Source organism: Serratia sp. HRI (assembly GCF_010119335.3).
Taxonomy (GTDB): Bacteria; Pseudomonadota; Gammaproteobacteria; order Enterobacterales; family Enterobacteriaceae; genus Serratia; species Serratia nevei.
Genome location: NZ_CP083690.1, coordinates 1845705 through 1858891, shown reverse-complemented (window position 1 = coordinate 1858891; position 13187 = coordinate 1845705). Strand labels below are relative to the sequence as shown.

Here is a 13187-nt window from a genome sequence, read left to right as displayed (position 1 = left end):
TTATGGTTGCGGTAAGAAGTGCACATCTGAATACGGCGGGTGAATTCGCTCTCGATGAGTGGATCGCCGGCTTGGGGCTACCTAACCCGCAGTCATGTGAGCGATTGGCCGCAACCTGGCGTTATTGTGAGCAGCAGACCCAGAACCATCCCGACGCCTCGCTGCTGCTGTGGCGCGGTTTGGAGATGGTGGAAATCCTCTCGACGCTGAGCATGGACAACGACAGCATGCGTGCCGCGCTGCTGTTCCCGCTGGTGGACGCCGGCATCGTGCAGGAAGAGACCCTGACCGAAGCGTTCGGCAAGGGCATCGTCGCGCTGGTGCACGGCGTGCGCGACATGGACGCCATTCGCCAACTGAAAGCCACCCAAAACGATTCGATGGCCTCCGAACAGGTCGACAACGTGCGCCGCATGCTGTTGGCGATGGTGGAGGATTTCCGCTGCGTGGTCATCAAGCTGGCGGAGCGCATCGCCCATCTGCGCGAGGTGAAAGACGCGCCGGAAGACGAACGCGTGCTGGCGGCGAAAGAATGTTCCAACATCTATGCCCCGCTGGCCAACCGGCTTGGCATCGGCCAGCTGAAGTGGGAGCTGGAGGATTTCTGCTTCCGCTACCTGCATCCGGAAGAATACAAGCGCATCGCCAAGCTGTTGCATGAGCGCCGCATCGATCGCGAACAGTTCATCGACGATTTCGTCGCCGGGCTGCGCACCGAGATGGCCAGCGAAGGCATTCGGGTGGAGATCTACGGCCGGCCGAAACACATCTACAGCATCTGGCGCAAGATGCAGAAAAAGCACCTGGCGTTTGACGAACTGTTCGACGTGCGCGCGGTGCGCATCGTGGCGGAGCGCCTGCAGGATTGCTATGCGGCGTTGGGCATCGTGCATACCCACTTCCGCCATCTGCCGGACGAGTTCGACGACTACGTCGCCAACCCGAAACCCAACGGCTACCAGTCGATCCACACCGTGGTGCTGGGGCCGCGCGGCAAAACCGTCGAGATTCAGATCCGCACCCGGCAAATGCATGAAGACGCCGAGCTGGGCGTGGCCGCGCACTGGAAGTACAAAGAGGGCGCGGGCGTGACCGTGCGCTCCGGCTACGAAGAACGCATCGCCTGGCTGCGCAAGCTCATCGCCTGGCAGGAAGAGATGGCGGACTCCGGCGAGATGCTCGACGAAGTGCGCAGCCAGGTGTTCGACGATCGGGTCTATGTGTTTACGCCGAAAGGCGACGTGGTGGATCTGCCGGCCGGCTCCACGCCGCTCGATTTCGCTTACCATATTCACAGCGACGTCGGTCACCGCTGTATCGGCGCCAAGATCGGCGGCCGCATCGTGCCGTTTACCTATCAGCTGAAGATGGGCGATCAGATTGAGATCATCACCCAGAAGCAGCCGAACCCGAGTCGCGACTGGCTGAACCCGAACCTGGGCTATGTCACCACCAGCCGCGGGCGCTCGAAGATCCATAACTGGTTCCGCAAGCAGGATCGCGACAAGAACATTCTCGCCGGTCGTCAGATGCTGGACAACGAACTGGAGCATCTCGGCATCAGCCTGAAAGAGGCCGAGAAGCTGCTGATCCCGCGCTACAACATGAACTCGCTGGACGAGGTGTTGGCGGCGATCGGCGGTGGGGACATTCGCCTGAACCAGATGGTGAATTACCTGCAGGGCAAGTTCAACAAGCCGAGCGCCGAAGAGCAGGATCGTGAGGCGCTGCGCCAGCTGGTGCAGCAGAAAGCGCCGCCGCCGGCTCGTAACAAGGACAACGGCCGAGTGGTAGTGGAGGGCGTGGGCAATCTGATGCACCACATCGCCCGCTGCTGCCAGCCGATCCCGGGCGACGATATCGTCGGCTTTATCACCCAGGGGCGCGGTATTTCGATTCACCGTGCGGACTGCGATCAGCTGGTCGATCTGCAATCGCACGCGCCGGAGCGCATCGTTGACGCGGTATGGGGTGAAAGCTACTCCAGCGGTTATTCGCTGGTGGTGCGCGTGATGGCCAACGATCGCAGCGGGCTGCTGCGCGACATTACCACCATTCTGGCCAACGAAAAGGTCAACGTACTGGGCGTCGCCAGCCGCAGCGACACCAAGAAGCAGTTGGCCACCATCGACATGGATATCGAAATCTACAACCAGCAGGTGCTGAGCCGGGTGCTGGCGAAGCTGAACCAGCTGCCGGACGTGATAGACGCCAAGCGTCTGCACGGCAACTAAGCCCACATCGCCTTTCGGGTCGTATCGATAGCGGATGCGGCCCGAAATCCATGAATTCGGCGGGTGCTCCCCTGCGCCCCCATGCTTTTTCAGAGATTTTTTATGACCCAATCCACTCCGCTGCAGCGCCTGCTGAACATCATGAAAACGCTGCGCGACCCGCAGATCGGCTGCTCGTGGGACCGCAAGCAAACCTTCGCCACCATTGCGCCTTATACGTTGGAAGAAACTTACGAAGTGCTGGACGCCATCGAGCGGCAGGACTACGCCGATCTGCGCGACGAGCTGGGCGACTTGCTGTTTCAGGTGGTGTTCTACGCCCAGATGGGGCAGGAACAGGGGCTGTTCGATTTCGATGAGGTGTGCACCGCCATCAGCGACAAGCTGGAGCGCCGTCACCCGCACATCTTCGGCGACGCCGAGGGCGGAGACAGCGAAGCCGTGGCGGCGCGCTGGGAGCAGCTGAAGGCCGGTGAGCGCGCCGAGAAAGCGTTGCACTCGGTGCTGGACGACATTCCGCAGGCGCTGCCGGCGTTGATGAAAGCGCACAAGATCCAGAAACGCTGCGCCTCGGTCGGCTTCGACTGGAACACCCTGGGCCCGGTGCTGGACAAAGTGTACGAAGAGATCGACGAAGTGATGCACGAAGCCCGCCAAGCGGTGGTCGACGAGAGCAAGCTGGAAGAGGAGATCGGCGATCTGCTGTTCGCCACGGTGAACCTGTCGCGCCATTTAGGCCACAAGGCGGAGAACGCGCTGCAGGCGGCGAACCGCAAGTTCGAGCGCCGTTTCCGCCAGGTGGAAGCGATCGTCAAGCAAAGCGGGCTGCGGCTTGAAGACGCCACGCTGGAGCAGATGGAAGAGGCCTGGCAGCAGGTGAAAAAATCTGAAGTCTGAGCGGATGGGAGGGAACGCACGATGAGTGCGTTCCTTCATTTACCGGCCCAGGCATCGATCGCCAATCGCCTTTCAGATTAGGGATTGACCGCCGTATTCGTCGCCGGCCGGCGATTAGCCGCACCGTTTCAGATATTGGTATAACGTTTCTCTGCTGATGCCAAATTCGCGGGCAAGCTGCGCTTTCGTCTCACCGTTTGTTGCGCGTAACCGTAATTCAGCCTGTTGTTCTGAGGACAGCAATTTTTTTCTACCGCGGTAAGCGCCTTGCAGTCTGGCCAGCGCGATGCCTTCGCGCTGGCGTTCACGAACTAAAGCTCGTTCGAACTCGGCGAATGCCCCCATAACAGAAAACATCAGCTTATCCGCTGATGAATCTGTACCGGTAAACGTTAAGCTCTCTTTTACAAATTCAATCGTTACGCCTTTATCGGCCAGCCTGTGCACCTGGCGCTGCAGGTCATTCAGGTTGCGCGCGAATCTATCCATACTATGAACCACCACGGTATCGCCGTTGCGTACCGTCGAGAACAGAGCATCTAGTTCTGGTCGCTGCACGTCCTTGTTTGACGCGTTATCAATGAATACGTTGTCTACCCGAAGGTGCTCCAGTTGCGGCTCGGGATCCTGATCAAAGTGGCTAACGCGAATGTAGCCAATTCGCTGACCGTTCATATGCCTCCGATGCTGAATATGTCATGAATGATCTATGACTTTAATTTTCTGTGTCAGTAAATAAGATTTTGGCCTTATTCTGACACGTTTCTATTTTTCGGTTTAATATTGGATTAGATGTATAGCTCAACTTTTGGAAATAGTCTTTAAATTATCAAATCAGTAACAAAAAACTTATCCTGCGTAACACTTTTGGCCTTTTCTTCTTTATCTTTAACAATGTTTAAGTAAAGGTAATTGCGCACATCAATTCCGGTGTGCAATACGAAAAGGATTATGTGATGTCTAAATTAGCCAAAGAAATTAACATGAATAAAGCAGCCGTCACCGTTGCAGCTGATAAAAAAGACGCACGAAAAGCACTGGCTCAATCTATGCTGGATAGCGTTTCTGGCGGTTGGGTCAACGCCTTTGCGCGTTGGTCCAAAAGCTTCTAATTGACCTTGGTGCAGGGTGGGAGACCGCCCTGCATTTTCTCCTTTGTTGAACAGTGGTGCGGGCAATGACGAATAAGAAAAAAATAAAGCATCTTGAAATAATTTTAAAGGTTAGTGAACGATGCAATATTAACTGCACGTATTGCTATGTATTCAACCTGGGCAATGATTTGGCAATAAATTCAAAACCAATTATTTCTCATAAAATCATTGAAGATTTGAGAGGTTTTTTCGAGCGGGCCTGCCAGGAGTATAAAATAGAAACGGTTCAGGTTGACTTTCATGGCGGCGAACCGTTAATGATGGGGAAAGAGCGTTTTGACAATGCCTGCAAAGAGCTTATCTCAGGTGACTATAATGGCGCCAGGCTCAACCTTGCCTGTCAGACAAACGCTATCCTTATTGATAATGAGTGGATTGATATTTTCTCGAAATATAATATCAGCGTGGGGATTTCTATTGATGGCCCCAAGCACATTAATGACAGGCACCGCCTGGATAGAAAGGGACGCAGCACCTACGAAGGTACGGTAAAAGGGCTGGAGATGCTGCAGGTTGCCTGGAAAGCGGGTCGATTGATCGATGAACCCGGCATCCTGTGCGTCGCCAATCCTTCGGTAAAAGGCGCTGAAATCTATCGTCATTTTGTCGATGTACTGAAATGCAAAAAATTTGATTTCCTCATTCCGGATGAAAGCCATGACACCTGCACGGATCCGGACGGACTGGCGGATTTTTATTGCTCGGCGCTGGACGAGTTCTTTTTGGACGCGGATAAAGAGGTGTATGTGCGCTACTTCCATACGCACATCCAATCCATGTTGAGTTCAGAATTCAATCCGGTAATGGGAGTAAGCAAAGCCGGGAACGATACTCTCGCTTTCACGGTGAGTTCCGATGGTGAACTGTATGTGGATGATACGCTGAGAGCAACCAATGACCCTATATTTACGCCTATTGGTAATATTCAACATTTAATACTGTCAGACACTCTCGCCTCATGGCAGATGACAAAGTATATGGCTGTGAATAGTCAGCTTCCTACCGTTTGCGGTGACTGTGTCTGGCAAAAAGTTTGTGGCGGAGGGCGTCATATTCAGCGTTATTCTACAGCCGATGATTTTAACCGTGAAACCGTTTTTTGTCCGTCGGTAAGAAAGATCATGAGCCGTGCGGCTTCGCATTTGATTGAATCGGGCGTGGCAGAGGATATAATCATGAAAAACTTAGAGGTTAACTCATGATCAAGCGGCTATCCTTATTGGCGTTCTTGTTTTCCGGCATCAGCATGGCGAGTCTTCCCGCTGATTTTGGGCGGTTGCGGTATGATGAACGTGGACTGCCGTTAATTGATGTCCGGATCGATAATCGTCTTCATACCTTAATGTTGGATACCGGCAGCGGGGAGGGGATGCATCTTTATAAACACGATCTTGACAACTTAGTGGCTAATCCTGGCCTGCAGGCGACCGAACAAGCCCCTCGCCGGTTGATGGATGTTTCAGGGGGTGAAAATAAAGTTTCCTCATGGAAGATTAATCGATTACTTATTTCCAATATTCCTTTCGATAATGTTGAAGCGGTAAGTTTTAAACCATGGGGATTAAGCATCGGCGGTGATGTCCCTATGAATGAAGTGATGGGGTTGGGGCTTTTTCGAGAACGCAGAGTGCTGATGGATTTTAAAAACGATCGGTTAAAAATATTGGCCGACTTGCCATCTGACATAAAGAAATGGTCATCGTACCCCATCGAACCAACCGCATCGGGATTGCGCGTTACCGCCTCCGCAGGCGGTATGCCTTTGCATTTGATTGTCGATACTGCGGCCAGCCATTCTCTGCTGTTTTCAGACCGTTTGCCGCCGGGCCTCCTTTTCTCTGGGTGCCGCGACATTGAGCCGGAAGCGTCGAATCTGGATTGCCGGGTGACAAAAATCGCTTTTACGGATCGCGAAGGTAAGGCTCGTGATGACCAGGCCGTCGTTGCCTCTGGTGCCACGCCCCCGGAACTGGATTTTGACGGTCTTTTGGGGATGAAGTTTATGCGGGGACATCAGGTGATCATCGATATGCCTGAACGCCTGCTCTATATCAGCCGTTAGCGTGATGGACAAAGAAAACTCGTTTTTCCGCCAGGAGGCGTTGCAGCATAAAAAAAATGCCTGGCTGGGCGATTTTACCGTTTCGGCGCCATCAGTGTTGCCCATCGCGTTATGGAGCGCCGTCGGCGTTTTGCTGTTGGCTACCCTTCTGTTATTCACCACTTATGCCAAAAGAGTCCCCGTGACCGGGCGAGTCATCTATACGCCTTCCGCTGCTGAGGCGGTGTTTAACCATGACGGGATTATCGGCCGCATCGAAGTGCACCAAGGGGAAAGGGTTAAGAAAGGGGATGTCATCGCGACGTTTTCACGCGATGTCGCCTATGTCGGGGGAGGCATGAATCAGGCATTGCAAGATGCGGCGCAGCGCCAGCTTACCGAGTTGCAAAAGCGCGCGGGAGAGCGGCGTAAAGAGGGAGAAGAAGAGCGCTTGCGTTTACGTGAGAAAGTCAGCGCCAAAGAACGGGAAATGGTGGCGATTCAAGCTGCGGCCGAAGCCGAATCGGAGCACATCGTCGGTTTGAAGAAGCGGATGGCGCTTTATCAACAGCTGTTACTGAAAGGTATTACGACCGTACAAGAGAAAATTGAGCGGGAGAACGAATATCATAATTCTATTGCACAGCTGAACACGCATCGAATCAATATCGCGCGGGTGAAAGGAGAGCTGCTGCAATTCGAGGATGAGCTGGCTCGCTCTGAATCGCAAGAAAAACAGTCTATTACTGACATTCAACAGCAGAAGGTCACGCTGCAACAGCAGGTGATTAATGCCTCTGCGGTCGTGGAGTCTCGGGTTGTGGCTCCGCTTGATGGCGTCGTCGCTTCAATGAGCATTTTGGAAGGACAGAGAGTGACCGCCGGCGCAGTTGCCGCAGTGGTGGTGCCGGAAAATGCACGTCCGTTCGTTGAAATGTGGATCCCGCCCTCTGCGCTGCAGGAGGTGAAAGCGGGTCAGCATGTTTTCATGCGCGTCGCATCCTTGCCGTGGGAGTGGTTTGGGAAAGTGTCCGGCACGGTTGCCGCCGTCAGCGAGAGTCCTGAGGCGCTGACGGGAAATAATCGACGTTTTCGCGTGCTGATCGCGCCCGATGTCGGAACGCGAGCGCTGCCTGCGGGAGTGGACGTTGAGGCCGACATATTGACGACGCATCGGCGCATCTGGGAATGGCTCTTCTTACCATTAAAACAAAGTATTAACCGCATGACGGCTGAGAGTTGACACATGCTTTTTTCCTGGCAAAAAACACCGCTGATTCTACAGTCGGAAACGAATGAGTGTGGGTTGGCCTGTTTGGCCATGATGGCCGGTTATTTCGGCAAACGCATCGATCTTGCTTCGGCGCGTACCCTTCACGGGATCGGCAGCCACGGGATGACGCTGCGAGATCTCATTACGGCGTTTGAACGTGTGGGGATGACGGCTCGTGCTTCGCGCGTAGAGCTGGATGAACTGCGTTCTCTCAGCCGCCCTGCGATTCTTCACTGGTCATTCAATCATTTCGTGGTGCTGGTGAAAGTGACGCGTCGGGGCGCGGTGATCCTGGATCCTGCCATTGGTCGCCGCAGCATTTCATTGCGTGAACTGTCGGATAAATTTACCGGCGTTTTGGTGGAAGCATGGCCTGCGGAGACCTTCGATAAGAAAGCGCTGGAAATGAATGTCACCGTATCCGATCTTTTTCGTGGCGTACGGGGCTTAAGACGCATTTTTACCGGCGTTCTGATGCTTTCGGTCTTGGTGGAACTGCTCTCCATTGCGGTACCCGCCGCGTCACAATTTACTATCGATACGTTAGTGCGTTCATCAGACCGCGAAGGAATATTTTTTGTCGGTATCGTGGTCATTTCCGCATTGCTGATTAAGTCCGCCTTTTCGGTGGTGCGTGCCTGGATTTTGATGAATCTGCGCTATACGCTCGGCGTGAAATGGGCTGAAATGTTCTTTAACCGGCTTATCAAACTTACGCTGTCATTTTTTGAGAAGCGGCACACCGGCGATATCGCGTCGCGCTTCCAGTCGTTGACCGCCATTCAGGAAGCGTTTACGGCCGATATGGTTGCCTCTCTCTTGGATGCGATTGTGATTGTCATTTCAATGGCGATCATTTTTACCTATTCACCTGTGCTGGCCATCGGCCCCCTGATCGCCGCCTGCGCCTATGCCGCCTTGAAGGCGGGCCTGTTCTCGACCTACCGCAATCGTAAAATTGAACATATCGCCTTCGAAGCGGTGCAATCCTCCCACTTCCTTGAAACCGTCAGAGCGATCGGCGCGATCAAAATGTTGAACCTGACGCCGGTTCGTCGGCGCGAATGGGTCAACCATGTGGTCAACAGCACGCATGCGGGGAACCAGCTGTTTAAACTCGATCTGCTGACCAACACGGCGGCCGTGCTGCTGGTGGGATTTTCCGGGATTTTCGTGCTTAGCGTCGGGGCCATCGGATTTGATAAAGGCATTACGACTGGCGCCTTGCTGGCCGTGATGCTGTATGCCGATATGGTGATTACCCGCACGGTGAAGTTAGTCAATGCGGTTTCTGATTTTTGCCTGGTATCCATGCACAGTCAGCGTTTGACTGACGTGGCTGTTTCACCCGTGGAACGGGATGAGGGAGAACAAGTGTCGCCACAGCTGAATGGGCATATCGTGATCCGCAACTTAGCGTTCCGCCATTCCCAGACCGAACGCAACATCTTCGAGGGGATCAATCTTGAGATCATGCCAGGGGAAAACGTCGCGATCGTCGGGCCGTCCGGGTGTGGTAAGTCAACATTCCTCCATGTGCTGGCGGGGTTGTACGAATCTACCGAAGGGGATGTTTTCATTAACAACGTGGGGATGTCTGGCATGGGCAAACGAGACATTCGTGAACATGTCGCTTTTGTCATGCAGGACGACAAACTCTTGGCTGGAACCATACAGCAGAATATTACCGGTTTTACCGCGTCCCCCGATGTGGAACGCATGGCTGAATGCGCCAATCATGCCGCGATTGACGAAGAAATCAGCGCATTTCCACAGGGATATGAGTCGATGATCGGTGATATTGGTAGCACGCTTTCTGGCGGGCAACGCCAGCGTATTTCTATCGCCAGAGCGCTATACCGGCAACCTCGTGTGCTGCTGCTTGATGAGGCAACCAGCGATCTTGATATCGATAACGAGAAAAAGATCACTCGCGCCATCGGGCAATTGCCGATAACCCGCATTTTTGTTGCTCATCGCCCAGAAATGATCAAGTCAGCGGATCGGGTCTTTAATCTTCATCTGAATGCCTGGGTGAAGCAGGAAAATCGGGGGGGCGCTACAATGTTGATCGCCGACAAGGTTCACATAAGCTGAATCGGTTAATCTTACGATCAGGTCACAGGCGCAGGGCTGCCGTCGGCAGCAAAAGGCCAACAAATTGAAATCTAAGGCGTTTTATCGCTCGAGAGGGGCGGTAAAAAGAAAATTTCTCCGCTAACTCTTTGTTTTACCTGAAGGGTTTATGCGGCGCCGGCGGAGTAAACCCTGATGAACACGGGAGGGCGGCCGAGATGATGGACAGCAAAACGATCGTTTGTAGGTCAGGAGAGGTTCGGGTATACTACTTTCCCGTCCTGGTTCTTCCATCGTCTTTAAACCTAAACTCTCAGGTTCAGCATGACAACTAATTATATTTTTGTGACCGGCGGGGTCGTATCCTCTCTGGGTAAAGGCATTGCCGCAGCCTCTCTGGCGGCTATTCTTGAAGCCCGTGGCCTCAACGTTACCATCATGAAACTGGACCCGTACATCAACGTGGATCCGGGCACCATGAGCCCGATTCAGCATGGGGAAGTTTTCGTCACCGAAGACGGCGCAGAAACCGATTTGGATTTGGGTCACTACGAGCGCTTCATCCGCACCAAAATGTCGCGTCGCAACAACTTCACCACTGGCCGCATCTACTCCGACGTGCTGCGTAAAGAACGCCGCGGCGACTATCTGGGTGCGACCGTGCAGGTCATTCCGCACATCACCAACGCGATCAAAGAGCGCATCATCGAAGGTGGCGAAGGCCACGATGTGGTGCTGGTGGAAATCGGCGGCACCGTCGGCGATATCGAATCGCTGCCGTTCCTCGAAGCCATCCGTCAGATGGCGGTAGAAGTGGGCCGTGAGCACACCCTGTACATGCACCTGACGCTGGTGCCGTACATGGCGGCAGCCGGCGAAGTGAAAACCAAGCCAACCCAGCATTCCGTAAAAGAACTGCTTTCCATCGGTATTCAGCCGGATGTGCTGATTTGCCGTTCCGATCGCGCGGTTCCTGCTAACGAACGCGCTAAAATCGCGCTTTTCTGCAACGTGCCGGAAAAAGCGGTTATCTCTCTGAAAGATGTTGATTCTATTTATAAAATCCCAGGCCTATTGAAATCTCAGGGGCTGGACGATTATATTTGTAAACGATTCAGCTTGAACGCACCGGAAGCCAACCTGGCCGAATGGGAACAGGTGATCTACGAAGAAGCCAATCCGGGCGGCGAAGTGACCATCGGTATGGTCGGCAAATACGTTGAGCTGCCGGACGCCTACAAGTCGGTGATCGAAGCGCTGAAGCACGGCGGGCTGAAAAACCGTCTGACCGTGAACATCAAGCTGATCGACTCGCAGGACGTGGAAACCCGCGGCGTGGAAGTGCTGAAAGGGCTGGATGCGATCCTGATCCCGGGCGGCTTCGGCTACCGCGGCGTGGAAGGCAAAGTGATGACCGCACGCTATGCGCGCGAGAACAACATTCCTTACCTGGGCATTTGCCTGGGCATGCAGGTGGCGTTGATGGAGTTCGCTCGCAACGTGGCGGGCATGGAAAACGCCAACTCCACCGAGTTTATGCCAGACTGTAAGTACCCGGTGGTGGCGTTGATCACCGAATGGCGCGACGAAGACGGCAACGTCGAAGTGCGCAGCGAAGAAAGCGATTTGGGCGGCACGATGCGCGTAGGTGGCCAACAGTGCAACCTGAGCGACAACAGCCTGGTGCGTCAGCTGTACGGCGAACCGACCATTGTCGAGCGTCACCGTCACCGTTACGAAGTTAACAACATGCTGTTGAAGCAGATCGAAGCCGCAGGGCTGCGTGTCGCCGGTCGTTCCGCCGACAACAAGCTGGTTGAGATCATTGAACTGCCGAATCACCCGTGGTTTGTAGCCTGTCAGTTCCACCCGGAATTTACGTCTACGCCGCGTGATGGGCATCCGCTGTTCGCCGGCTTCGTGAAAGCCGCAGGCGAGCATCAGAAGCGCCAGGTAAAATAAAATATTTGGTAGGCGGCGCGCGGTGAGAACCGCGCGCTGTTTGTCTGGAGTTTTAGTTTAACTTGTACTGAGGAAAACCTAATGTCCAAAATCGTTAAAGTCATCGGTCGTGAAATCATCGACTCCCGCGGTAACCCGACTGTTGAAGCCGAAGTTCATCTGGAAGGCGGTTTCGTAGGCCTGGCTGCTGCGCCGTCAGGTGCTTCTACCGGTTCCCGCGAAGCGCTGGAACTGCGTGACGGTGACAAGTCTCGTTTCCTGGGTAAAGGCGTACTGAAAGCCGTTGCTGCAGTAAACGGTCCGATTGCTCAGGCAGTACTGGGTAAAGATGCCAAAGACCAGGCGAACATCGACAAGATCATGATCGATCTGGACGGCACCGAGAACAAATCCAACTTCGGCGCCAACGCCATTCTGGCGGTTTCCCTGGCAGCAGCGAAAGCGGCCGCAGCCTCTAAAGGCATGCCGCTGTACGAGCACATCGCTGAACTGAACGGCACCCCAGGCAAATTCTCCATGCCACTGCCGATGATGAACATCATCAACGGCGGCGAGCACGCTGACAACAACGTCGACATTCAGGAATTCATGATTCAGCCGGTTGGCGCGAAAACCCTGAAAGAAGCGGTGCGCATCGGTTCTGAAGTATTCCACCACCTGGCGAAAGTCCTGAAAGCCAAAGGCATGAACACCGCCGTGGGCGACGAAGGCGGCTATGCGCCAAACCTGGGTTCCAACGCCGAAGCGCTGGCGGTTATCGCTGAAGCGGTAAAAGCGGCGGGCTACGAGCTGGGCAAAGACGTGACTCTGGCGATGGACTGTGCGGCTTCCGAATTCTACAAAGACGGTAAATACGTGCTGGCCGGCGAAGGCAACAAAGCCTTCACTTCCGAAGAGTTCACTCACTTCTTGGAAGACCTGACCAAACAGTACCCAATCGTGTCTATCGAAGACGGCCTGGATGAATCCGACTGGGCGGGCTTCGCTTACCAGACCAAAGTTCTGGGCGACAAAATCCAGCTGGTGGGCGACGATCTGTTCGTTACCAACACCAAGATCCTGAAAGAAGGCATCGAGAAAGGCATCGCTAACTCCATCCTGATCAAATTCAACCAGATCGGTTCTCTGACCGAAACGCTGGCTGCTATCAAGATGGCGAAAGACGCTGGCTACACCGCGGTGATCTCTCACCGTTCCGGTGAAACCGAAGACGCGACCATCGCCGACCTGGCGGTAGGGACTGCGGCTGGCCAGATCAAAACCGGTTCCATGAGCCGTTCTGACCGCGTTGCCAAATACAACCAACTGATCCGTATCGAAGAAGCGCTGGGTGACCGTGCGCCGTTCAACGGCCTGAAAGAAGTTAAAGGCCAGTAAGTTCGACCGATTCGGTTGCTGAATAAAAACCCGCTGCGGCGGGTTTTTTTATGGCTTACGATGCCGGATGTTTGACATTGACAATCAAAAAACATGCATTAGACGTATCTATTCGTTGCAAACGGATTAGAGCTTATCTGAAAAATGGAAATTCCCCCTGTACTGGTTCAACT

The 13187-nt window shown here is 54.1% G+C and carries 10 protein-coding genes; 9 read left to right on the top strand and 1 reads right to left on the bottom strand.

Annotation, left to right across the window (positions count from 1 at the left end):
- The first annotated feature begins 2 nt into the window (after nucleotides 1–2).
- Both relA and mazG read left to right on the top strand, forming a co-directional pair.
- On the top strand, nucleotides 3–2234 hold the full coding sequence (relA, locus tag GF111_RS09105) for a GTP diphosphokinase (protein WP_038873545.1): 2232 nt from the start codon (nucleotides 3–5) through the stop codon (nucleotides 2232–2234).
- 102 nt (nucleotides 2235–2336) lie between these two features.
- Nucleotides 2337–3131 carry a nucleoside triphosphate pyrophosphohydrolase gene (mazG, locus tag GF111_RS09100; RefSeq protein ID WP_047730793.1) on the top strand — a complete coding sequence of 265 codons (795 nt, stop codon included), beginning with the start codon at nucleotides 2337–2339 and terminating at the stop codon, nucleotides 3129–3131.
- Nucleotides 3132–3245: 114 nt separating this feature from the next.
- On the opposite strand, the gene GF111_RS09095 is transcribed toward mazG, so the two are convergent.
- On the bottom strand, nucleotides 3246–3806 hold the full coding sequence (locus GF111_RS09095; RefSeq protein WP_080490737.1) for a recombinase family protein: 561 nt from the start codon (nucleotides 3804–3806) through the stop codon (nucleotides 3246–3248).
- A 281-nt stretch (nucleotides 3807–4087) separates the two neighbouring features.
- Here GF111_RS09095 and xyeA point away from each other — a divergent pair, with 281 nt between their 5' ends.
- The 7 genes from xyeA (at nucleotide 4088) to eno (ending at nucleotide 13014) form a co-directional block, all read left to right on the top strand.
- On the top strand, nucleotides 4088–4243 hold the full coding sequence (xyeA, locus tag GF111_RS09090) for a XyeA family cyclophane-containing RiPP triceptide (protein ID WP_071845309.1): 156 nt from the start codon (nucleotides 4088–4090) through the stop codon (nucleotides 4241–4243).
- A gap of 65 nt (nucleotides 4244–4308) precedes the next feature.
- Entirely contained in the window at nucleotides 4309–5487 is a 1179-nt protein-coding gene (xyeB, locus tag GF111_RS09085) for a cyclophane-forming radical SAM/SPASM peptide maturase XyeB (RefSeq protein ID WP_080490738.1), read from the top strand.
- Nucleotides 5484–6347, top strand: a complete 864-nt coding sequence (locus GF111_RS09080) for a hypothetical protein (protein ID WP_047728928.1) — start codon at nucleotides 5484–5486, stop codon at nucleotides 6345–6347. Before xyeB ends, GF111_RS09080 begins: the two co-directional genes overlap by 4 nt.
- Nucleotides 6348–6351: 4 nt before the next feature.
- The gene (locus GF111_RS09075; RefSeq protein WP_080490739.1) at nucleotides 6352–7569 is read left to right on the top strand and encodes an HlyD family secretion protein; all 1218 of its coding nucleotides are present in this window, start codon (nucleotides 6352–6354) and stop codon (nucleotides 7567–7569) included.
- Nucleotides 7570–7572: 3 nt separating this feature from the next.
- Complete coding sequence (locus tag GF111_RS09070; protein ID WP_047728923.1) at nucleotides 7573–9696, top strand: peptidase domain-containing ABC transporter; 2124 nt, start codon at nucleotides 7573–7575, stop codon at nucleotides 9694–9696.
- Between the two features lie 303 nt (nucleotides 9697–9999).
- Nucleotides 10000–11637, top strand: a complete 1638-nt coding sequence (pyrG, locus tag GF111_RS09065; RefSeq protein ID WP_004932674.1) for a glutamine hydrolyzing CTP synthase — start codon at nucleotides 10000–10002, stop codon at nucleotides 11635–11637.
- 81 nt (nucleotides 11638–11718) lie between these two features.
- Nucleotides 11719–13014 (top strand): phosphopyruvate hydratase, encoded by a 1296-nt coding sequence (eno, locus tag GF111_RS09060; protein ID WP_038873548.1) that lies wholly within the window; start codon nucleotides 11719–11721, stop codon nucleotides 13012–13014.
- Nucleotides 13015–13187: the final 173 nt, after the last annotated feature.

Bases quoted from the DNA above. Each gene is read 5' to 3' on its own strand.
- relA (WP_038873545.1), top strand. From the start codon at position 3: ATGGTTGCGGTAAGAAGTGCACATCTGAATACGGCGGGTGAATTCGCT.
- mazG (WP_047730793.1), top strand. From the start codon at position 2,337: ATGACCCAATCCACTCCGCTGCAGCGCCTGCTGAACATCATGAAAACG.
- GF111_RS09095 (WP_080490737.1), bottom strand. From the start codon at position 3,806: ATGAACGGTCAGCGAATTGGCTACATTCGCGTTAGCCACTTTGATCAG.
- xyeA (WP_071845309.1), top strand. From the start codon at position 4,088: ATGTCTAAATTAGCCAAAGAAATTAACATGAATAAAGCAGCCGTCACC.
- xyeB (WP_080490738.1), top strand. From the start codon at position 4,309: ATGACGAATAAGAAAAAAATAAAGCATCTTGAAATAATTTTAAAGGTT.
- GF111_RS09080 (WP_047728928.1), top strand. From the start codon at position 5,484: ATGATCAAGCGGCTATCCTTATTGGCGTTCTTGTTTTCCGGCATCAGC.
- GF111_RS09075 (WP_080490739.1), top strand. From the start codon at position 6,352: ATGGACAAAGAAAACTCGTTTTTCCGCCAGGAGGCGTTGCAGCATAAA.
- GF111_RS09070 (WP_047728923.1), top strand. From the start codon at position 7,573: ATGCTTTTTTCCTGGCAAAAAACACCGCTGATTCTACAGTCGGAAACG.
- pyrG (WP_004932674.1), top strand. From the start codon at position 10,000: ATGACAACTAATTATATTTTTGTGACCGGCGGGGTCGTATCCTCTCTG.
- eno (WP_038873548.1), top strand. From the start codon at position 11,719: ATGTCCAAAATCGTTAAAGTCATCGGTCGTGAAATCATCGACTCCCGC.